Origin of the sequence: Bradyrhizobium sp. LA6.1 (assembly GCF_040547805.1) — a bacterium.
Lineage (GTDB): Bacteria > Pseudomonadota > Alphaproteobacteria > Rhizobiales > Xanthobacteraceae > Bradyrhizobium > Bradyrhizobium barranii.
Genome location: NZ_JBEPQK010000002.1, coordinates 666,293 through 685,772 on the forward strand (window position 1 = coordinate 666,293; position 19,480 = coordinate 685,772).

General features: G+C 61.2%; 22 protein-coding genes and 1 pseudogene. 17 read left to right on the forward strand and 6 right to left on the reverse strand.

Going from position 1 to position 19,480, the window contains the following annotated elements; translation table 11 throughout:
• Positions 1-3 precede the first annotated feature (3 nt).
• From ABIB99_RS06845 to ABIB99_RS06855, 3 genes are read left to right on the forward strand one after another with little or no spacing between them, the layout of a single operon-like run.
• On the forward strand, positions 4-948 hold the full coding sequence (locus ABIB99_RS06845; RefSeq protein WP_354175215.1) for a branched-chain amino acid ABC transporter permease: 945 nt from the start codon (positions 4-6) through the stop codon (positions 946-948).
• Complete coding sequence (locus ABIB99_RS06850; RefSeq protein WP_354175217.1) at positions 945-1,724, forward strand: ABC transporter ATP-binding protein; 780 nt, start codon at positions 945-947, stop codon at positions 1,722-1,724. Before ABIB99_RS06845 ends, ABIB99_RS06850 begins: the two co-directional genes overlap by 4 nt.
• Complete coding sequence (locus ABIB99_RS06855) at positions 1,717-2,418, forward strand: ABC transporter ATP-binding protein (RefSeq protein ID WP_354175219.1); 702 nt, start codon at positions 1,717-1,719, stop codon at positions 2,416-2,418. The genes ABIB99_RS06850 and ABIB99_RS06855 overlap by 8 nt, the downstream gene beginning before the upstream one ends.
• Positions 2,419-2,434: 16 nt before the next feature.
• Here ABIB99_RS06855 and ABIB99_RS06860 read toward each other — a convergent pair whose 3' ends face one another.
• Positions 2,435-3,616 carry a cytochrome P450 gene (locus tag ABIB99_RS06860; RefSeq protein WP_354175221.1) on the reverse strand — a complete coding sequence of 394 codons (1,182 nt, stop codon included), beginning with the start codon at positions 3,614-3,616 and terminating at the stop codon, positions 2,435-2,437.
• Positions 3,617-3,755: 139 nt separating this feature from the next.
• Between ABIB99_RS06860 and ABIB99_RS06865 the strand changes: the two genes are divergently transcribed.
• Both ABIB99_RS06865 and ABIB99_RS06870 read left to right on the forward strand, forming a co-directional pair.
• Positions 3,756-4,691, forward strand: coding sequence for a LysR family transcriptional regulator (locus tag ABIB99_RS06865; RefSeq protein WP_354175222.1), 936 nt, complete (start codon positions 3,756-3,758; stop codon positions 4,689-4,691).
• Between the two features lie 1,250 nt (positions 4,692-5,941).
• Complete coding sequence (locus ABIB99_RS06870; RefSeq protein ID WP_354175224.1) at positions 5,942-6,160, forward strand: hypothetical protein; 219 nt, start codon at positions 5,942-5,944, stop codon at positions 6,158-6,160.
• Positions 6,161-6,267: 107 nt separating this feature from the next.
• On the opposite strand, the gene ABIB99_RS06875 is transcribed toward ABIB99_RS06870, so the two are convergent.
• Positions 6,268-6,648 carry a hypothetical protein gene (locus ABIB99_RS06875; RefSeq protein ID WP_354175225.1) on the reverse strand — a complete coding sequence of 127 codons (381 nt, stop codon included), beginning with the start codon at positions 6,646-6,648 and terminating at the stop codon, positions 6,268-6,270.
• A gap of 371 nt (positions 6,649-7,019) precedes the next feature.
• Between ABIB99_RS06875 and ABIB99_RS06880 the strand changes: the two genes are divergently transcribed.
• Complete coding sequence (locus ABIB99_RS06880) at positions 7,020-7,205, forward strand: hypothetical protein (protein ID WP_354175226.1); 186 nt, start codon at positions 7,020-7,022, stop codon at positions 7,203-7,205.
• A gap of 252 nt (positions 7,206-7,457) precedes the next feature.
• Positions 7,458-7,733 (forward strand): ATP-binding cassette domain-containing protein, encoded by a 276-nt coding sequence (locus ABIB99_RS06885; protein WP_354175227.1) that lies wholly within the window; start codon positions 7,458-7,460, stop codon positions 7,731-7,733.
• An 18-nt stretch (positions 7,734-7,751) separates the two neighbouring features.
• On the opposite strand, the gene ABIB99_RS06890 is transcribed toward ABIB99_RS06885, so the two are convergent.
• Together ABIB99_RS06890 and ABIB99_RS06895 are read right to left on the reverse strand one after the other, a co-directional pair.
• Positions 7,752-7,925 (reverse strand): hypothetical protein, encoded by a 174-nt coding sequence (locus tag ABIB99_RS06890; RefSeq protein WP_354175229.1) that lies wholly within the window; start codon positions 7,923-7,925, stop codon positions 7,752-7,754.
• 37 nt (positions 7,926-7,962) lie between these two features.
• Positions 7,963-8,349: an aminotransferase class I/II-fold pyridoxal phosphate-dependent enzyme gene (locus tag ABIB99_RS06895; protein WP_354175230.1), complete on the reverse strand. Its 387-nt coding sequence runs from the start codon at positions 8,347-8,349 to the stop codon at positions 7,963-7,965.
• A gap of 37 nt (positions 8,350-8,386) precedes the next feature.
• On the opposite strand from ABIB99_RS06895, the pseudogene ABIB99_RS06900 reads away from it, so the two are divergent.
• From ABIB99_RS06900 to ABIB99_RS06910, 3 genes and pseudogenes are all read left to right on the forward strand, one after another.
• Positions 8,387-8,581 (forward strand): annotated as a pseudogene (locus tag ABIB99_RS06900) (sodium:solute symporter family transporter); the annotation flags it as partial.
• 34 nt (positions 8,582-8,615) lie between these two features.
• Positions 8,616-8,828, forward strand: a complete 213-nt coding sequence (locus ABIB99_RS06905) for a hypothetical protein (RefSeq protein WP_354175231.1) — start codon at positions 8,616-8,618, stop codon at positions 8,826-8,828.
• Positions 8,829-8,864: 36 nt separating this feature from the next.
• Positions 8,865-9,269, forward strand: a complete 405-nt coding sequence (locus ABIB99_RS06910) for a cupin domain-containing protein (protein WP_354175232.1) — start codon at positions 8,865-8,867, stop codon at positions 9,267-9,269.
• Between the two features lie 305 nt (positions 9,270-9,574).
• Here the strand turns inward: ABIB99_RS06910 and ABIB99_RS06915 are convergent, their stop codons facing one another.
• Together ABIB99_RS06915 and ABIB99_RS06920 are read right to left on the reverse strand one after the other, a co-directional pair.
• Positions 9,575-9,979, reverse strand: coding sequence for a VOC family protein (locus ABIB99_RS06915; protein ID WP_354175233.1), 405 nt, complete (start codon positions 9,977-9,979; stop codon positions 9,575-9,577).
• Positions 9,980-10,321: 342 nt separating this feature from the next.
• Positions 10,322-11,290: a sugar-binding transcriptional regulator gene (locus tag ABIB99_RS06920; RefSeq protein WP_354175234.1), complete on the reverse strand. Its 969-nt coding sequence runs from the start codon at positions 11,288-11,290 to the stop codon at positions 10,322-10,324.
• Positions 11,291-11,431: 141 nt separating this feature from the next.
• Here ABIB99_RS06920 and ABIB99_RS06925 point away from each other — a divergent pair, with 141 nt between their 5' ends.
• From ABIB99_RS06925 to ABIB99_RS06955, 7 genes are all read left to right on the forward strand, one after another.
• Entirely contained in the window at positions 11,432-12,637 is a 1,206-nt protein-coding gene (locus ABIB99_RS06925) for an ABC transporter substrate-binding protein (RefSeq protein WP_354175235.1), read from the forward strand.
• Positions 12,638-12,726: 89 nt separating this feature from the next.
• Entirely contained in the window at positions 12,727-14,013 is a 1,287-nt protein-coding gene (locus ABIB99_RS06930; protein ID WP_354175236.1) for an amidase, read from the forward strand.
• Positions 14,013-15,275, forward strand: a complete 1,263-nt coding sequence (gene phnA, locus ABIB99_RS06935) for a phosphonoacetate hydrolase (RefSeq protein WP_354175237.1) — start codon at positions 14,013-14,015, stop codon at positions 15,273-15,275. The genes ABIB99_RS06930 and phnA overlap by 1 nt, the downstream gene beginning before the upstream one ends.
• A gap of 4 nt (positions 15,276-15,279) precedes the next feature.
• Complete coding sequence (locus ABIB99_RS06940; RefSeq protein WP_354175239.1) at positions 15,280-16,590, forward strand: alkaline phosphatase family protein; 1,311 nt, start codon at positions 15,280-15,282, stop codon at positions 16,588-16,590.
• Positions 16,572-17,696, forward strand: coding sequence for an ABC transporter ATP-binding protein (locus tag ABIB99_RS06945; RefSeq protein ID WP_354175241.1), 1,125 nt, complete (start codon positions 16,572-16,574; stop codon positions 17,694-17,696). The genes ABIB99_RS06940 and ABIB99_RS06945 overlap by 19 nt, the downstream gene beginning before the upstream one ends.
• The gene (locus ABIB99_RS06950) at positions 17,693-18,619 is read left to right on the forward strand and encodes a carbohydrate ABC transporter permease (RefSeq protein WP_354175242.1); all 927 of its coding nucleotides are present in this window, start codon (positions 17,693-17,695) and stop codon (positions 18,617-18,619) included. Before ABIB99_RS06945 ends, ABIB99_RS06950 begins: the two co-directional genes overlap by 4 nt.
• A gap of 23 nt (positions 18,620-18,642) precedes the next feature.
• The gene (locus ABIB99_RS06955) at positions 18,643-19,473 is read left to right on the forward strand and encodes a carbohydrate ABC transporter permease (RefSeq protein ID WP_354175243.1); all 831 of its coding nucleotides are present in this window, start codon (positions 18,643-18,645) and stop codon (positions 19,471-19,473) included.
• Positions 19,474-19,480 lie beyond the last annotated feature (7 nt).

Below are 19,480 nucleotides of genomic sequence, written 5' to 3' on the forward strand. Positions count from 1 at the left end.
CACATGCGCCACCTGCTTGAGTCCCGCTACGCGAGCTTGTTGTTCCTGGCCGTGATCGTTTGCGGGCTGCCGCTGATTCTGCATCCCGGGTATCAGATTCGTGTCGCAGCTCTGATCTGGATCTCGGGCATCGCCGCGGTCGGATTGCACGTTCTGATGGGACAGGCCGGCCAGGTCAGCCTCGGACAGACGGGGTTCATGGGGATCGGCGCTTACTCGGTCGGTCTCCTGCCCACGCTTTTGGGCATCCCGTCGCTCGCCGCGGCCGCGATCGGCATCGTCGCCGCGGGCCTTATCGCCTATCTCGTCGGGAAGCCGCTGCTGCGCCTGCAAGGACATTACCTGGCCGTCGCCACGCTCGGCTTCGGTCTCATCGTGGCGCTGGTCCTGACCTCGGAAGTGCAACTGACCGGTGGACCCGACGGTTTGCGGGTGCCGCGCCTCACCATTCTGTCAACACGCATCGTCAGTCCAGCGAACTGGTATTGGATCGGCGGCGTCGGCCTTTTGATCGCCGTGGCGCTTGCGATCCACCTTCGCGAAAGTCCCACCGGACGTGCACTTCGTGCGCTGCAGGACAGCGAGACGGCAGCGCGGACCTTGGGCATCGACGTCGCCGCACGGAAGCTCCAGGCCTTCATCATCGCGGCAATCTATGCCGCGACCGCGGGGAGCATGTTGGCCCTGATGAACGGCTTCATCACGCCGGACGTGGCCAGTTTCTTCAGCTCGGTGGAATACGTCGCCATGGTGGTTATCGGCGGCATCGCATCTCCCATCGGCGCGGTGGTGGGCGCGACCTTCTTGACGGTCCTGCCTCAGGTTCTCGCCGGCTTCAGCGAGTACGAGGACCTGCTGATCGGATTGCTCATCATGTTGTTCATGATCTTCCTACGAGACGGAATCGTTCCGTCCCTCGCCGCGATCGTCGCGAGGAGGCGGTCATGAGCATCCTGACGGCCGCTGGCATCAGCATCCGGTTTGGCGGTCTGACGGCCTTGCAGGATGTCGGCTTCGCGCTGAACCCCGGTGACGTTCTGTCCATCATCGGTCCGAACGGCGCAGGCAAGACGACGCTCTTCAACATCGTCAGCGGTCTCTACACGCCGAGCAGCGGCAGCATTCACCTCGACGGCAAGGACATCACCAACAATTCCCCCGAACGCCTCGCAAGGCTGGGGATGTCGCGCACGTTTCAGAACCTGCAGATCTTCTTCAGGATGACGGCCTTGGAGAATGTCATGACGGGGCGGCACAGATGGGAAAAGACGGGGGTCTGGGGGGATCTGTTCGCGATGCCCGGCACCTGGCGGCAAAATGCCGAAAGCCGGCGCGTCTCGCTCGCGCTGCTGGAGCGGGTGGGATTGTCGGGCCAGGCCGATACGCTCGCCGGAAACATGTCGTACGGTGCGCTGAAGCGGCTCGAGATCGCGCGCGCGTTGGCGACCGAGCCTCGCGTGCTGCTGCTCGACGAGCCGGCCGCCGGCTGCAACGCCGTCGAAACGGCCGAGATCGACGAGCTGATCCAGCAGGTCGCCCGGTCTGGCGTCGCCGTCGTTCTGGTCGAGCACGACATGCGTCTGGTCATGAAGATTTCCTCCCATATTCTCGTGCTTGCTCAAGGCCGCACCCTGGCGGAAGGTCGGCCGGAATTCATTCGCTCGCATCCGGAGGTGATTGCGGCGTATCTGGGTGCCGAAGCAGCCGGAGCTGGCCGTGCTTGAAGTCGACAATCTGAGCGTCACTTATGGACGCATCCGGGCTCTGAAGGGCGTCAGCCTGCGGGTCGACCGGGGGACGGTGGTCTCGCTGATCGGCGCGAACGGCGCTGGCAAGACCACCTTGTTGCGCGCGATTTCCGGCGTGCTGCCGATCGAGCAAGGTTCAATCCGATTTGAAGGAAAGCCGATCGAGAGACTGAAATCGCACCGCCGTGTCGCGATGGGCATCGCTCATTCCCCGGAGGGGCGCCAGATATTCAAATCGCTCTCGGTGGAGGACAACTTACGTCTCGGCGCTTACAGGCGGAATAGCGGTGCCATCGAAAAGGCAATTCTCGACATCTACGAAACCTTTCCGATCCTTTGGGAACGACGCGAGCAGATGGCGGGCAACCTGTCCGGAGGTCAGCAGCAGATGCTGGCGATCGGGCGCGCGCTTTTGTCCGCGCCCAAGTTGTTGCTGCTGGACGAGCCTTCTCTCGGCCTTGCGCCCCTGATCGTGGAACAGATCTTCGCGGTGTTGGACAGGCTCAAAAGCGCCGGCATTATCATTCTGCTGGTGGAGCAGAATGCGTCTCTCGCTCTGGCCCATTCCGACTACGGCTATGTCCTCGAAACCGGGCATGTTGTCCATGCTGCCGGGTCCGAGCAGTTGCGGGAGGACCCAAAAGTTCAGGAAGCCTATCTGGGCATTTGATCCGCTGGCGCGCCACTCAGGCATCCCATCTGACCGGCATCGACACCGGACCGCGGAACACCCAACCTCGAATGACGGGAGCATCGTCTTCCCGCAGCCGAAGATTTGGCAGACGATCGAACAGCATCGGTACCGCTATCTTGCCGACCAGATGCCGTGACACCCAGGCGCCAGCGCAAAAGTGCGGACCTGCGCCAAAACCCAGATGCGACTGCTTGGGCCGCGAAATGTCGAACAGGTCAGGCTCGGCGAAACGCCGTTCGTCGCGGTTGGCTGCACCGACGCAGAGGCCGATCTGGGTTCCTTCGGCGAGCGCGACGCCCGATAGATCGGTCGGGCGAGTCGTGCGGCGCGGATACATGCCGATCGGCGAGATCCAGCGTACGGCCTCCTCGAGCGCGGCCGGCCATAGCTCAGGCTTAGCAAGGACGGCGTCCCGCTGTACGGGATCGCCGAGCAGACCAAGCGCCAGCGTGAGGATCGCGTCGCGGGGTTCGTTCAATCCGCCGCCGATGATCACCTTGATGTTCGCCCGAATCTCTTCGATCGGCATCGGATGGTCTGCGTGCGCCATCGAGGACAAGATCGAGGGATTCGGATGAGCGCGGTGATAGTCCAAGACCGCCTCGATCGCCTCATCGACGCCTCTAGCGGCGGCCGCCGCTCTTTGGTCGATCTCGGCATCGCGCGCATAGTTGCCCGCTCCGTCGATGAGGGATTGCGACCACAGAGCCAATGTCTGCCAGGACACGTCCTCGAATCCGAGCATCCGCATCAGGCTGAGCGAGGCCATGGGGGCGGCGAGAGCGGGAAACAGATTGGCCTCGCCTGCGTCGACGAAGGAATCGATCAGCTCTTTGCAGATGTCGGTGAACAGTGGCGCCCAATGCTCCTTGATTGTACCCGGACGGAAGGTCGGCTCGATCGCCTTGCGCCCGACGGCGTGTTCGGCCCCGTCCTTGCGCATGAATGTCGGGCCCATGACCCGGTTGACCAGAGAGGTGGGATTATCAGCCGAATAGGTGGCCGGGTCGCGTTCGATCTTCGCGATGTCCTCGAAGCGCGTCACGACGATCAGATTCGCCGCCTTCACGAAGACAGCCGGCGCGATGTCCCGCATGCGCCTGAAGCTCGGATAGGGGTCCACGAGTAGATCTTCGTAGGCGATATCATCGATGACGGGAACGGCGCTCGCCACGGTCTCCTCCCAAAATGTTTGTTTCGAAAAGGGTATCGCCCGATGGTCCCTGGTACAATTCGATGGGCCAGATATCAGCTATCGAAATCTCACATGACCTCCTAAGCTCCAGTCCATGTGTTTGTGAGAGGAGCCCGATATGAACCCCGTCCTCGATCCTATCGATATCAGCGCGTTCCGGACGCTGGTCGTGGTCTATGACCTCGGCTCCTTCTCGGCTGCCGCGCACCGCCTGGAGGTCAACCAGTCGACGATCAGCTACACCGTCGAGCGCCTGCGAAAGGCCTTTCAGGACCCGCTCTTCGTCCGTCAGGGCAATGGCATTGCAGCCACCGAACGTTGTGACGGTTTGGTGCAGTGGGCGAGGGGAATGGTCGAGGAGATCGAGGGGCTCGCAACACCGGCCGAATTCGATCCGGTTGCTGCGGCCGGAACGGTGACGATCTCATGCAACCACCACGAACGGCAGACCGTGATGCCGGAGTTCGTGACTCGGCTGCGCGCTGCTGCACCCAAGGTGAAGCTCGCGCTCATCGAGGCGGCGGGGCACGGCGATACGCAGCTCCGGCAAAACATGTGCGACATCGTCATCGGCCCGGTCGGCATCGTCGGCGAAAACCACTACCGGCGGCGCCTCCTCGCCGACGAATATGTGTGCGTCATGGACGCGGCCCATCCGCTCGCGCGTGGACGCATCTCGCTTTCGGCCTACTCCAAAGCCGAGCACATCTTCGTCACGTATAGTGGCGAGTGGCGGCCGCTGTACATTGAGGTGCTGAAAGCCAAGGGGATCGCGCTGCAGCCGGCTGTCACGCTGCCGACGCATGATTGCCTGGAGCGCATCATTCCCGGCAGCACCCTGGTCGCGTCCGTCCCGCGCCAGCTGGCGCGGACGTTCCGAAGGGGATTGCACGTCGCGCCGCTTCCGTTGCGGGTTCCGATCAGCATCGACATGTACTGGAGCGCCAGAACGGCGCGATCGGGCCTTCACAAATGGGTGCGCAATCTGCTTGCTGAGACGGCGAAAGCGAGCTCCGGGCGGCCGAGCTCAACGGACGATCCTGGCGGCAAGTGACGCCGGGTTGCGCGCCCCGGCGATGAAGTCGGATATCGCCGACCGCACCAGGTGCCCGGCGGAGGCGACTAAGAAGAACCGATCTTCTATAACATACTCACTGCGTTCGCGACCCGGAGAGGGACTCTCAGATCGCAACTTGAACTGAATGTCGGTATCGGTGGTTGTACCTCACCCGCGACCACGCCACAGCGCGCCCGCTCAATCCGCGTTGCGTTGCCTCGCGAAATGACGCTTTGGCTCTTCCGGCGACATCGACTGCCGATGGAATTCAAGGGCTGGGCCGGAACTTCAATTAGCCGCGATCGGATTCCCTGGGAGCTGGACGGCGACCGGGCTGAGCGGCGCGACGGCAATCCGCCTTTCGCTAGTCGTTTGATGGCGTTGTTGTCGATGATGGACCATTGTCTAAACAGGCTTTTGGCGGCGAAATCCATATTGGGCCGTAGCTCAAACGGTGGGTTTTGGGCTAGGTCGAAAATGTTTTTGTCTTCCAAAGGGGATTGACTGACTCTCTCTCCGCCACCGCACTGTTCTCCTCTGTATCCGATCGTTCGAACCGACAGCAAAACAATGAGCAGCGCGACAAAGGCTGTTGCGGCCAGTTCTGCGATGTTACCACCAGTCACTGCGCAAACCGTAGCTTCTGAGCGTGGGGTTGGAGGAGGGATGTCGCGATGAAATTCTCCGGACGTTTCAAATCGCGACTTGAGGCGAATGTCGGTATCGGTGGTTGCGTGTCCCCGATTTGAACCTGCCGTTCGACAAGCTTCTGAGTTGAGGCGGACAATCGGAGGAAATATCGCAGATTTGCGTCGTGTGGGGAAAGGCGGTAGCGCTCTCCCGCTACCAAGCGTACGATTTTCTACGCCAAACTACGATTTCCTGCGATTTTGTACTTCTGACGGCAGCGGTCGGAGCCCGCTGGCGCGAATTGTGTTGCCTGCGAAAGACCGGCAGTGAAGGTCTTGTTTGCCTCGCGAGAGCTGACGCTCGTGCGAATGAGGCGCTTCGGATGGGCCGGCATGTTCGAGAGGCATGAGTTCTTTGGGTTTTGCGCTCCTCCCGCAAGAAGCTGGTCCAAGAAGGGGTCGGAGTGGTCTCCGGACCCAGCTCCCTGGTTCTCAGGGAAGAAGTTCCTCCTAAAACAGGAAGCTCACTCTTTTCAGAGCCGCGAACGAAGCCATTCTTCCAGTGAATCATTTTTTTGCCGCGAGGACTAACCTCTAAGCGGAAATTCACCGCTCGCCATGTCGAGCGGCATCGAAGACACGACTCGTCGCTCCCCCGGCTACAATGCGGTTGCATGCGGCGGTCGCTTTTCTGCTGATTCAGACCGGCGAAGTGAGCTGGCGCTTGCCGCAACCCTCACCACCGTACCTTTCGGAGGAGATACCATGACCGAGATCCGGCTGGCCTCGGTGCAGGGCGGGGCAATTGCGCTTGGAAGCGATACCTACCGGAACTGAGAACTGGGCCGAGGGAGGTGCCATTGTCATGAGAGGCGTTACCGAGTGGCTCGAGTCGATCGGCTTGTCAGAGTACGCCCAGCAACTCCGCCGATTTTAGGGGCAAACTATCTCACCTTGGACGGATCGCCAGCGGTCCGCATTAGGCGATCCGCCTTTACCAGCACGCGATCGTCACCCGCCTGCGGCCGCAATGAGACGCTGACGGCGACAAAAGCGACGCAGAGCACTATGCCCACCGCCATAGCGCGCTGAAAGGTTGGCCTATCAGCATTTTGAAATGTGGGGGTGCTGCTCCTCTTTGCCAGCTGTTCAAATCCAGCTTGGGAAAGCCTTTGCAATTGTTCGGCTTCACGATGCTCGACGGAAAGCGCGCGGTAGTGAGCGGCCATCTCACGATAGTGTTCTCGTGATGAAAGATCGATCGCCTTCGCAGCGCGTTTTTCAAACGCTCGGGCTCGGTCGGCAAGCTCTTTTGCCTTTGACATCGGGCACCTCATTCTAAGGTGGTCCGCTGGACACCAATTAATTGGTCGGCCGGCGCGTCAATTCGGTTCAACGCTTGGACGGCCTCCCGTTCACGTTGGCGGACCTATTAGCTGGTACCATTCGACCGCTTCAACCGGCGGCTATCGGGGCCACGGGCCGTGTCGCGGCTCATTTTGTTTGCGAACGAGCTGGCAAATATCTCCAGCTTCGATTGCTCTTCGCCCGACAGGGCTTGGGCGTCTGTCCCGCGCTCACCTTGCCCGCCGCCGGCGGGGTTGGGGCAGGGACTATGCCCCATCGCGCCGCAATAATTTCACAGTTTGAGGAACCAATACCCATGCCTGCTGGGGGATCAGCGCATGGGGGAGCCATGACTGACAGCGAGTGGAAGGAGCGCTGGCACGAGGTCGAGCGCTTTCGATTGATGGCGCATGAAACGACAGACCCAGTGGCGGCGGCTCTGCTTCTCGATATCGTGTTGGACTTAGAAGCGGACCTGAATGAGTTGGTCGACGTAGAGGCGCAAGGGCTGCCATGGCTTGGAGCAGTGGCATGAGTGCAGGCCTCGTCGATTGATCCAGCTAGGCAACCGTTGTCTGCTCGACCAGCAACTCGCCATAGCTTCGCGAAGTTGCTCGCGCGGCCAGACTGAGGAACGGCGAGGGCGCCGGCCCGCCGGTTCACGCTGGCGGGCCAATCTTTAGACATTGACCCAAGAAATCGGTTGCCGTGGACCTGTATTTCCAGGGCATCGCTTTCGCGAACAGGGGGACCACGCCAGAGTACATGACGCAGGCGCGCGCCTTTTTTGAACGGGCTATGGCTCGATCTTCGCTACCAACAGCAGGTGATCGCCAATGTCCGCGACGAAGCGCGCTCGGGTACGATCGTGATCATGATCCTGCACGATCTCCAGGCTGCCGCGTCGTGGTCGGATAGAGTTATGGTGTTGAGCGAGGGTAGGCTGTTCGTGCACGGCCGGCCGGAAGAGGTGATCACCACGTCGATGCTGGGAGAGGTTTACGGCATCGATGCGGCCGTGGAGCATACGGCGGGAGGTAGAATACATATCCAGGTCGGGTGAGTGCGCCGAGTTGAGCCGCTACATGTGCAGTTGGCGTAACAAGAATTCGTAGAAATTCGGGTTGCTGGCCCGAGAAACGATGATACGGATGGCTCTCGCGAGAGGGCTGTTCTTGTCCAGGCAAAATAAGCTGCCCGGCGCGATGAAGATGCTTTCCTTCGTGCCCTCTCGCGCGAGCGTCATGTCGTCCACGCCCTCCGGAAGCAGGAGATAAACATAGTAGCCAGCCTTAGTGCCGGAATAGATCCTGGTGACCCGCGCTCGATAGATCGGCCTGAACCCGGCTCGCCGCAGCCTCGGTCCGTTGCCACAGTCGCTTCAGGTGTCTGTCGTAGCGCCCGTCCACGAGCAGGCGATGCAGCAGTCGCTCGACATGTCCGGAGCTGTTGACGGTGGTGAGCATTTTGAGCTCGGCCAGGGTCGCGATGCGGTCGCTGCGGGCTGCGATGAAGCCAGACCGTAAGCTCGCCGACAAGGTTTTCGAGAACGTTCCGATCGATATCACGTTATTCAATTGGTCGAGCGTCGCCAATCTGTTGGCCGCGCCCATCGGAAGGTCGGCGAACGGATCGTCCTCGACGATCACAAGATTGGACCGCGTCGCGACCCTGAGCACGGCGTGTGCGACGGGGAGGGTGATCGAGCCGCCGGTCGGATTGTGGCCGAGCGATCTCTTTCGAGAGTCCGTCGCCTTGCATCCGAAGGCCGACGCTATTATGGCCCCCAGCGGCCTCGTCAAGGATCCGGTATCGGCGATCTCCCTTGGATTGGCCCTGATCTTCGGTACGGCGGGACTGCCGCACATCCTCATGCGCTTCTTTACCGCGAGTGACGCCCGCGAGGCGCGGTGAGCGGATCGCTCGCAGGCTTGTTGGCATCGGATTGGTCGCTCTCAGCCCGGGCCTGTGGACCGCCACATTCAAGCTCGGGCCCGCGCCGTTTCCGTACGACAATCCGGCACCCGTCTCGGTTCCGCTGGCCTTTGCGGTGTCCTGGGCGGTGTCGGTGTTGGATCGCAGCGCTGCGGCCGCCTCGGTCCGCGCATCGTTCGGCGCGCAGCATGTTCGGGCTCAGACCGGCCTGGCCGTCGAATGATGCTTCTCGCAAAGCTCACCTCAAGGAGGAACCACAATGAACGCTAGCGTGGTCGAAAAGGGCAGGGCCGACTGGCCGGACTTCATTAGCAAGGAGTTCGACGCCAATCAGTTCAACGGGCGGGTCGGCACCAGGCTCTTGTCTGAAACGGAACGCGTGCGCGTCTGGGAAATCCGCCTCGCTCCGGGCGAGCGCATCGGATTCCACCGTCACGTACTGGATTACTTTTGGACCGCCGTAACGCCGGGGCGGGCGCGATCGCATGCGGAGGATGGGACGATCATCGAGGCCGCTTACTCCGCGGGCGAAGCGCGCCACTTCGTCTACGGAAAGGGCGAGTACAAGATCCACGACCTCGAAAAGATCGGAGACGACGACTTGTGGTTCACCACGGTTGAACTCCTCGACAGTGCCAACAAGCCTTTGGAACTTGACCGTTGAGTCCATCGCCATGCGTGAGAAGTGTCGCGCTATCCGGTCTGGAGGCGCGCATCGCGCTGCAAAATGAGAAACTGGCGCGCCACGGCCGATGAAAATGGGCACTATTGCTTCCCCTAGCGCTATGACGCAGCGGCCGCCGACGCGACCCGGCCGGATAACCAGCGACGGACTGCGATCTTGCGCTACGGTCATGGGCTGCAATCTTCGGTATGTCGCGGACCACCTAGTTGCCTTCTTCATGGCGGCTGGTCGATCAATTCCGTGGTGCGAAGTGAAGCCTCACCATGAGTGGCCGAGCCGCACCGTCAAGACCGAACCGGCTGCCCGATTCCCAGCAGGTTTCCTTCGCTGTCGCGGAACCACGCGCCCCGCTCACCGGTGCCCTTGCTGGGGTAATTTCCCCCAATCTCCGCAATTCCATCGACGGTCTTCAGGCCGGGTAGGTCATACACCTCAAATTCGACTCCCCGCGCGCGAAGCTCGCGCACTGTCGCGTCGATATCGTGGACTTCCCAGCCCATTTGCGTGTGCGTGCCGGATTGCACTCCGGCCGAGATGAAGATCGCAAATTCGCCGGCCGCGCAGACATAGCGGAGCCCGCCCTCGCGCTGTTCAACCGGCTCAAGCCCGAGTTTCTCCGAGTAGAACGCCCGCGCGCGATTTAGGTCTTTAGCTGGAAGCCGGGTTGCCACCTTCGCGTCCTTTAGCATGCCGTCTCTCCGTTCGAGGTCTTCATGCGCCGGCCGGCCGTTTTCTCAGTTGGGCGCTAGTCGGATATCAATATGAAATGACGCGTCGTCACGAGAAGGCCGTCCGGAGAATGGCGCACCCGACACGATTCGAACGTGTGACCTTTGCCTTCGGAGGGCAACGCCAAGCGACCGCCTGAAATAGCAATTTGAGATGGTTGCACGTCCCCCCGCAACCAGACAACAAATCCTTGAAACAAGACGAGTTTCGAGGGCTTTTTGCTATTCCGGATGTCGCACTCGATCGTCTGGTAAATTCCCCTAACGACCAATCGTGCTGCTTCCTGAGTTAAGATTTGCCCCTCATTCCAACAGAGCAATCGCGGTTTGTTCGTCAGTGATGAGTACATCGGCGAGCCGTGCGCGTATCGCAGCCCGGATAATCGGTATTTTCTGAAGGCCTCCGGCAGCAAGAACACGTTCGCGCACTTGTCGCAAGCTGCTGATCGTTGGGTGAATCACGCGCTTTGTCAGCGGATGCACCACGGGCTGTCCATCAAGATCCAAATAGTGACCACAAATGTCGCCGACGGCTCCGGCATCACGCAGCGACTGCCAGGTTGCAAGGGAGATTACGCCGTATTCGAGAGCTTTCGACTGCTCGGACAAATCGACCGCGCTCAGGAGCGCGATATCCAGCCCCGCGACCATAGCCAACACTGAAAGGATAGGCTCGCTTGAAACAAGTGCATCGCGGAGATCCTCCGTGGGCGCAAACATCGGCGCGGTCACGTAGTAGCATCGGGCGCCCAAGGCGCGAGCCATCATCGCAGCATTGTCGTAAGGATTGATGGCGGTGCTTTCCGCGAGCCCGCCACATAGCAGGACAACGCGGCTGCCATCGCCGGCACGGCGCCTGAGATTTTGAGCCGCCGCATTGATTGTTCCGCCCCAGGTGATGCCGAGCATGCCTGCTGCGGGCAAATTCTCCGAGACGTAGTGACCCGCCGCGGCGCCGATCAGGTTGCGTACGTCAGTATCGCCAATTGGCGCAGGCACGACCACTGCGTTGCGCAGGCCAAACTTTGCGAGGAGACGGGCTTCGAGTTTGAAGCAAGGTCCGGTAATGCCCGCGATCGTTATCTGCACAAGGCCGCTTTCGCGCGCCTCTCCCAGGATTCGATTGACACGCTTTCGCGTGATCTTCAACCGCTGCGCAATGACGTCCTGGGTCTGGCCTTCCTTGAAATAGTGCCAGCAAATTCGAGCCGTCAATGCAGCGTCAAGCTGTCCGTCCCCGCTTTCGATGTCGATCGATCTTACGACGCTCACCTGTTCCTCGATCCCGCTATCACCGCAGCCAACCTTTCGTTGTCTGAAAAAAGGCACGGCTGGTACATATGGGTCATTGATGTCACATATGTGTCGCGCTGCTTTGCTACGACTCTCCCAACGAAGCGGGGAGCTATCGAAATGCGCCAGAAAATCGTTATTTTGCTGGCACTTACGTGCCTGTCGACCTCGTCGGCATTGGCCCAATTCTCTGATAATAAAATCGTCATTGGGGTGATGGGCGACCAAAGCGGGGTGGTTGCGGACGTCGGCGGGCCAGGTTCGATTCTGGCCGCCCGTATGGCCGTCTCGGATTTTGGCGGCTCGTTCGACGGCGTTCCGGTCGAGATTATTACAGCGGATCATCAAAACAAGCCGGACGTCGCCGCAGCGATCGCGCGTGAGTGGTTCGACCGGCAAAGCGTCGACGTCATCGTCGACCTGCCTCATTCCGGCGCCGTGTTCGGCCTGATGACGCTGGCAACCGAGAAGAAGCGATCGCTGATGGTGTCGGGCGCTGCCAGCGTCGACATAACAGGGGCACGCTGCTCTCCTTATGTCACTCACTGGACCGACGATACCTACTCGCTTGCTCGCGGCACGGCGGCTGCGTTGGCCGAGCAGGGTCAGAAGTCCTGGTTCTTCCTGACGGCCGACTACGCATTCGGGCATGACCTCGAGAAGGACGCGACTGTCGTCGTCGGAGAACGCGGCGGCACGGTGCTGGGCCGCGCACGTCATCCGCTCAATACCGCTGATTTCGCTTCGCTCCTGCTGCGAGCCCAGGACTCCAAAGCACAAGTGGTGGCGCTTGCCAGCGCCGGAGCCGATACCGTCAATGCAATCAAGCAGGCAGCTCAGTTCGACCTCATGCGCACGCAAAAGATTGCGGCGCTTCATGCCTTTGTCACCGACGTCAACAGCCTCGGATTGGAGGCGGCGCAAGGCTTGATCATTACGTCTGGGTTTTATTGGGACGACAGCGAGGGCACCCGAGATTTCGCTATACGATTCCTCAAAACGCACGGGCGAATGCCAACGCGGGAACAGGCCGGCGTTTATGCGGGCGTCCTGCATTTCCTGAAAGCCGCAAAAAGCGCGAAGAGTGACGATGCCGCGATCGTCAACGCCGAGATGCGCAGGCTTCCAGTGGACAAATTCGGGCGGCCAGCGGTTCTTCAGCAGAATGGCCGTGTCGCCTATGACCTCGGCGTCTATCGCGTGAAATCGCCGGCTGAGAGCCGACGGCCATGGGACTATTATGAACGGATCGCCACGGTTCCTGCCGCGACCGCCTTCCGGTCATCGGTCGATTCCGGATGCAATATGGCGGCGCCCGTCCGATGACGACTGGCTCCGCGCAGAGCGACCTTGTGCCGACCGGGCGGTCGTTAGCTCCAACTCCGTTGTTCGTCCCTGACGAAGCTCAAAACCGGATGTCCGCCAGCGCTCTGGCTGCCAAACTCAAGCAAGGCCAGATAAGCTCCGCTGATCTGGTGAATGCATGCCTTGATCGAATCGCGGCACGCGAGCCGCAGGTGAAGGCGTGGGCCTTTCTCAATGCGAAACGCGCGCGGGAATACGCGAAGCTGGCAGATGCCTGGCGCGCATCGGGTTTGCCTCTTGGTCCGCTGCATGGTCTTCCCGTCGGTGTGAAGGATGTCTTTGACACCGCCGACATGCCGTCCGAATACGGCAGCGAAACACTTCGCGACCGTCAGCCGTCGAAGGATGCTGTCGCCGTCTCGATGCTGCGCCGGGCCGGCGCGATCATCATCGGCAAGACCGCCACGTCCGAGTTCGGGATGTACCACCCAAGTCCGACCCGCAACCCGCTCGATCTGTCGCGTTCGCCCGGCGTGTCCTCGTCGGGATCCGCAGCCGCGGTTGTCGATCATATGGTGCCGCTCGGGCTCGGTACGCAACACACGGCATCGACCACGCTTCCCGGCTCGTTCTGCGGCGCATTCGCCTTCAAACCCTCGCTCGGCTTCGCGTCCATGGCAGGTGCGAACGTTCTGGTGCCTCGTCTGGCGCATCTGGGGTTGCTGGCGCGATCCACGATGGACCTGTGCCTGTTCGCCGGCGCTTTCGATCCGGCTCTGGCTGACATTGCTCCTGCGGTGCGAGCGCCTCGGCTCGGTTTCGCGAAAGGGCCCGCTTGGGCGACGGCCGATGACGATGCCCGTGCTGCGATCGAAGCGTTGCTCGAGGCTTTGCCGGCGACGATCGATCCGATCGATCTACCCGCCGAATTCAGTCACGCGCTCGATACCACGATGGGCCTGCTCAACGCCCATCTCGCTTACCGCTTCGGCTCTGCGCCCGATGAAACCATGCGTCGCTATTGCCTGCCGCTGCGGCAGGGAATCGAGGCGGGACGCATGATCGCCGCCGAACGCTACCTTGCCCTCGACGCGCTGGCCGACCGGCTTGTCGCGCGAGCCGATCGGCTATTTGATGAGGTCGACGCAATCATCACCTTGTCGGCGCCGGGCGAGGCGCTACGGCTGGAAGACGGGCCGGGGTCCGGTGTCATGTCGATGCCCTGGAGCCTGTGCGGCTTGCCGACTGTCTCCCTGCCGCTTCTGACGGGGCGTCACGGACTGCCGATCGGCGTCCAGCTGATCGGTCGTCATGGTCGTGATGCCGAGTTGTTGCGCGTTGCCGGCTGGCTTGAGGCTGTGGCGCCTCGTCAAACTCTCACCATGAAAGTACAGTGATGGCTTCCGAAATCGCACACCCGCTTTCCCTGGCCGTCAACGGCCGCGACTATTTCTGGCCTTCGCAAACAACCGTCATCATATGCTTTGACGGATGCGACCCCGCCTATCTCGATGCGGCCCGCAAAAGAAACGCGATTCCGGCAATCGACCGCATGGCCCGGGACGGATTTGCCTCTTTGGCGCTCGCCGCGATGCCGACCTTCACGAACCCGAACAATGTTTCCATCGTCTGCGGCGTCCCGCCTGCGGTACATGGGGTGTCGGGCAATTTCTACCTCGACCGGACGACTGGCGAGGAAATCATGATGGTTGACGCGACGCCGATGCGCGCGCCCACGATTCTTGCGACCTTTGCAAATGCCGGCGCCAAAGTCGTGGCGATCACCGCCAAGGACAAGCTGTGCAAGGCCCTGGGCCATCAACTCGATGGCGTCGCGTTCTCTGCGGAGAAAGCCCATTCCTGCACGATCGCCGAGAACGGCATTGAGGATGTGACAGGCCTTGTCGGACGTGAAACGCCCGAGCTTTATTCGGCTGATCTGTCGCTCTTCGTACTGGATGCAGGCATACGGCTGCTCGAAACGCAACCGACCGACTTGATGTACCTGTCGCTTTCCGACTACGTGCAGCACAAGCATGCGCCCAATGCGTCGGAAGCGATTGCTTTCATGCGCGAGGTCGATCAGCGGATCGAACGGCTCATGGCGAGTGGGGCAGTCGTTGGAATAGTCGCAGACCACGGCATGAACGACATGGCAGCAGACCACGGCGAGCCCAATGTCCTGTATCTGGGCGACGTTCTCGATGCCAAGTATGGGCCCGGTACCACCCGCGTGATCTGTCCGATCACCGATCCGTTTGTCCGACATCATGGGGCGATGGGCGGCTTCGTGCGCGTCCATCTGCTTGCGCCACATCTTGATCCCGATGCAGTCGCTTCTTTTATTCGATCTCTTCCAGGTGTTGCACTCGCTTTGTCCCGCGATCAGGCGTGCGAGCGCTTTGAACTGCCGGAGGACCGCGAGGGCGATCTTGCGATCGTCGCGGAGAAGGGAACGGCAATCGGCGCGCGTGCGGAGGATCACGACCTGTCGCAACTTGCCGGAGAGCGATTGCGGTCCCATGGCGGACTTGCGGAGCAAGAAGTGCCGTTCCTGCTCTCCCATCCCATCACGCCGCAGCATCAAGCCGAACTCGGTGTGGCTCCACTGCGCAATTTCGACATCTTTGCCGTTGCCCTGAACTGCCTGAGGACCTGACGTGATGCGCCGCACTATTCTTGTTACCCTCGACGGCCTGAGACGCGACCAGATTTCCCCAGAGGTGACGCCAAATCTAGTCGCCTTCGCCAAATGTGCGGAAACGTTTGCCGACTACCGCACGGTATTCCCGTCCTGCACTCGCGTTGTCTCCGCAAGCATCGCTACTGGATGCTACCCCGCCCGCCATGAATTACAGGGCAATTCTCTGGCGCTCATGGAGGACGACGTGCTTGTTCCGCACGATGCCGGTCATCCCGATTTTCTTCAGCACAAGCGCCGGGTGACGGGTCGGTCGCTGGCCGTCCCTACGCTGGCCGAACGTCTTGCCAGCGCTGGTGGTGCGATCGTCTTTAGTAATGTCTCGCCAGGTGCTGCCTATGCCCATGATCCTGATGGCCATGGTTATGTCTATCATCGCGCGGGCTCGTTCGGTCCGGGCCGCGTTTCGGTTCCGGAGACCGAGCAACTGCGCGTTGAGCCGGACTTAAGCGGCGACCGCGAGATGACGGAGCGATTCATCCGCGAAGTGCTGTTTGAGCGATGTCCGGCGCTGGGTGTCCTGTGGCTCGGAGATCCCGATGCGACGCAGCATAATTATCCGCTGGGTTCTGCTGAAAATATCGAGGCTTTGAAACAGTCGGACTTGCGTGCGCGGGAGGTGATTGAAGCCGTTCAAACCTGTCGTGCGGCTGGTGAGGATATCCTGCTCATGGTCGGCTCTGATCACGGACATCAGACCGTTACGGGCGTCGTCGACATTGAGCATGATTTGATTTCAGTCGGCCTCAAGGACTCGGGAAATTCAGGCGACGTGATTGCGGTTTCGAACGGAACCTCAGCCTTGATCTACGTGCATCCGGATTGTTCGAGACGCATCCCGGCGCTCCGTGCGCATCTGGAACGGGTTGACTGGGTTGGTCGTGTTGTGCCCGCCGAGTCCTTCGACCTGATTGGACAGGCGCCGCATCATTGTCTCGCTTTTGCGATCTCCATGCGCGCTGGCGACGAACCAAATGCCTGTGGTGTACGTGGCACCAGCCTCGTCGCTAAGCCTGCATCGGGCAAGGCGGATCGGCTTGGTTGTGGTCAACATGGCGGCCTTGCCCCATTCGAGCAGGCTCCATTCCTGTTCGTCTCCGGCAACGGCTTTGTTCCAGGCGCGGTACGGGGGGAAACGGCGCGCGTTATCGACATCGCGCCGACCGTGCTGACCCATCTCGGCGTATCCCACTCCGGCATGGACGGACGCACTCTGCAGCGTCTGGATCCTGTGCCCACAATGGAAGGGCTCGCATGTCAGACATCTCTCTGACGAGCGTCGTCAAGCGCCACGGTGACGCACTCATTCTGCGGGGAGTATCGTTCGACATCCGCGATGGCGAATTCATGACCCTGCTCGGACCGTCGGGATGCGGCAAGTCCACATTGCTGCGCATCATCGCCGGCCTCGACATGCAGGATAGCGGCGAAGTGATGATCGCTGGGCGGACCGTGGACGGCCTGCGCCCCAAGGAGCGCGATGTGGCGATGGTGTTTCAATCCTACGCCCTGTACCCGCATCTCTCGGTTTTCGACAATATCGCCCTGCCGCTGCGTGTCCGGCGGCTCGGCGGCCTGCAGCGCATGCCTCTGCTCGGGAGCCTGATGCCGGGCCGGCCAGCTATCGAGAGCGTCATCCGCCGCGAGGTGGAGGAGACTGCCGCGATGCTCGATATTTCGCATCTTCTTGACCGGAAGCCCGGTCAATTATCTGGTGGGCAAAGACAGCGCGTGGCGCTCGGCCGCGCCATGGTGCGTCATCCGGCGGTGTTTCTGATGGACGAGCCGCTCTCCAACCTGGATGCCAAGCTTAGGGTGCAGATGCGTGCCGAGATATCCGGCCTGCACAGGCGCCTGGGAAGCACCTTCCTCTTCGTCACGCACGATCAGGGCGAGGCGATGACGATGTCAGATCGTATCGCCGTTATGATGGGCGGCGAACTGATTCAGGTCGGCTCACCCGACGAACTCTATCACGATCCGGATGATCTGCGCGTCGCCGAGTTCATCGGCAGCCCCAGGATCAATGTCGTGCCCGTCGAGGCGCTGGTTCCGGAAGGTCGTAACAGATGCGCCGTCTTTCCCGGCGCGGCGACGCTGGCGTTCCGGCCGGAGGCGGCCGACCTCTCCCCACCCGCCACCGCACTTTTGTCAGGCCGGATTGCCGCCGTCGAGAATCACGGCTCCGACCTCTTCATCGAAGTCGCTGTGATGGCGGCGGGCGCAGTCCTGCCCATCATCGTTCGCGTCAAGCCGTCGTCGGGCCGTTTCGCGATCGATGATGCCGTTGGCATCTGCCCGGATCCCAAGCGGATCGTTCAGTTTGCCGCATCGGGTCGTCGCCTGCGAACCCAGGGGCAGGAGCACGTCGCGGCATGAAGCATGCTTTTCCTGGTCAAGGCGAACCGATGGCTCTCGTCGCCGGGCGCCGCCGGCGCGAGCACAGGACCGCGTGGCTGGCCATGGCACCGGCGGTCGCGTTACTCATCCTGTTGCTGTTCGGGCCCATACTGGCTGTCGCCGTGTTCTCGTTCACCGACTGGCAGATCGGCTCAGCATCGCTGCACTTTCTCGGTTTAGACAACTACCGCGGGCTGTTCGCGGACGCGGTGTTCTGGAAAGCCCTTGCCAATACCGCTCTCTATGTCGCCATCGTGGTGCCTGGCACGGTGATCCTTGGGCTCGTGGTGGCATTGCTGATCGAGGCTCGTCCCGCACTCCGTAGCTTCTATCGAGCCGCCCATTTTCTGCCGGTGATGTCGACGATGGCGGCAATGGCGATCGTATGGAGCACGATGCTCCATCCAACTATCGGGCTGGTGAACCGCTTGCTCGCCGAGTTCGGCATATCCGGCGTGAACTGGCTGCGTGACGAACGTACCGTGTTGCCCGCGCTTGGCATCATCGGCATTTGGCAGAGCTTCGGCTTTGCCATGGTGCTGTTCGTCGCCGGCCTGAAATCGATCCCGCAGTCTCTCTACGACGCTGCGGCCATCGACGGCGCGGACGGATTGCTGGACCGGCTGCGAACGGTGACGATGCCGATGCTCGGTCCGGTGACAATGTTCGTGCTGATCCTCACCGCGAAACGTGCCTTCGAGGTGTTCGACACCGTGCGGGTGCTGACGAAGGGCGGCCCGAACTTCGCTTCGGATGTCTTGCTGCATCGTCTTTATACCGAGAGCTTCGACTTCCTGCGCACCGGCTATGGTGCGGCCCTCACCGTCGTATATCTCGCCGTCGTCATGCTGTTGACGCGGGCGCAAGCGCGAATGCTTGATCGGCGGGTACATTACACATGACGTCTACCGGGCATCGATCGTCAATGAGCCGGCGGTCCCGTGTGGAGGGGCTCGCGCGCCACGGGGCGCTGCTCCTCACCTCGGCCTTCGCGCTGGTGCCCTTTGTCTGGATGATCAGCCTGTCCCTAAAACCGCCGGAAGAAATATTCCAGCCCGCGTTTCACCTGTTGCCGCAGACGTTGCACGGCTTTGATAACTATCGCATCGCCGTCACGGCGGCGCCGATGCACCGTTTCCTGCTCAATGGACTGTTCGTTTGCGCCGCGATCTTTTCGCTTCAGATGCTGGTTTGCATACCCTGCGCCTATGCGCTGGCGAAGTTGCGCTTTCGCGGGCGCGATACGCTGTTCTCTGTCGTGCTGCTCGGCCTTTTGATCCCGCCACAGGCGCTCGCCATTCCGCATTTCGTGCTTCTGCACGTATTCGGGCTGCTCGATACCTATGCGGCGTTGATACTGCCATGGATGATCTCCACGCTCGGCATCTTCCTGATGCGGCAGTTCTTTCGCGCCATACCGGATGAATTGATCGATGCAGCCCGCCTCGACGGACTCGGCGAATTCGAGATCATCTGGCGGGTAATGCTCCCGGTCGCGGTGCCTTCCCTGACGGCATTCGGCATCTTCTCCGTGGTGGCACACTGGAATGACCTGTTCTGGCCACTGATCGCAGTCCGCAGCGAAGAATTGTCGACTCCCGCCCTCGGCATGCTGCTGTTCCGGGACGACGAAGCTGGCCAATTCACCGGCCCCCTGATGGCCGGTGCGGTCATCATCGTGGCACCGCTCATCCTGGCCTTCCTGTTCGCCCAGCAGCGCTTCATCGACAGCATTTCCTTCACCGCGAGTAACTGAATCCAAC

Coding starts and splice junctions, on each gene's coding strand:
- ABIB99_RS06930 (WP_354175236.1), top strand. CDS start 12,727: ATGTCCGCCAGCGCTCTGGCTGCCAAACTCAAGCAAGGCCAGATAAGC.
- ABIB99_RS06955 (WP_354175243.1), top strand. CDS start 18,643: ATGAGCCGGCGGTCCCGTGTGGAGGGGCTCGCGCGCCACGGGGCGCTG.
- ABIB99_RS06915 (WP_354175233.1), bottom strand. CDS start 9,979: ATGCTAAAGGACGCGAAGGTGGCAACCCGGCTTCCAGCTAAAGACCTA.
- ABIB99_RS06880 (WP_354175226.1), top strand. CDS start 7,020: ATGACTGACAGCGAGTGGAAGGAGCGCTGGCACGAGGTCGAGCGCTTT.
- ABIB99_RS06845 (WP_354175215.1), top strand. CDS start 4: ATGCGCCACCTGCTTGAGTCCCGCTACGCGAGCTTGTTGTTCCTGGCC.
- ABIB99_RS06950 (WP_354175242.1), top strand. CDS start 17,693: ATGAAGCATGCTTTTCCTGGTCAAGGCGAACCGATGGCTCTCGTCGCC.
- ABIB99_RS06945 (WP_354175241.1), top strand. CDS start 16,572: ATGTCAGACATCTCTCTGACGAGCGTCGTCAAGCGCCACGGTGACGCA.
- ABIB99_RS06925 (WP_354175235.1), top strand. CDS start 11,432: ATGCGCCAGAAAATCGTTATTTTGCTGGCACTTACGTGCCTGTCGACC.
- phnA (WP_354175237.1), top strand. CDS start 14,013: ATGGCTTCCGAAATCGCACACCCGCTTTCCCTGGCCGTCAACGGCCGC.
- ABIB99_RS06865 (WP_354175222.1), top strand. CDS start 3,756: ATGAACCCCGTCCTCGATCCTATCGATATCAGCGCGTTCCGGACGCTG.
- ABIB99_RS06870 (WP_354175224.1), top strand. CDS start 5,942: ATGTCGAGCGGCATCGAAGACACGACTCGTCGCTCCCCCGGCTACAAT.
- ABIB99_RS06875 (WP_354175225.1), bottom strand. CDS start 6,648: ATGTCAAAGGCAAAAGAGCTTGCCGACCGAGCCCGAGCGTTTGAAAAA.
- ABIB99_RS06910 (WP_354175232.1), top strand. CDS start 8,865: ATGAACGCTAGCGTGGTCGAAAAGGGCAGGGCCGACTGGCCGGACTTC.
- ABIB99_RS06940 (WP_354175239.1), top strand. CDS start 15,280: ATGCGCCGCACTATTCTTGTTACCCTCGACGGCCTGAGACGCGACCAG.
- ABIB99_RS06850 (WP_354175217.1), top strand. CDS start 945: ATGAGCATCCTGACGGCCGCTGGCATCAGCATCCGGTTTGGCGGTCTG.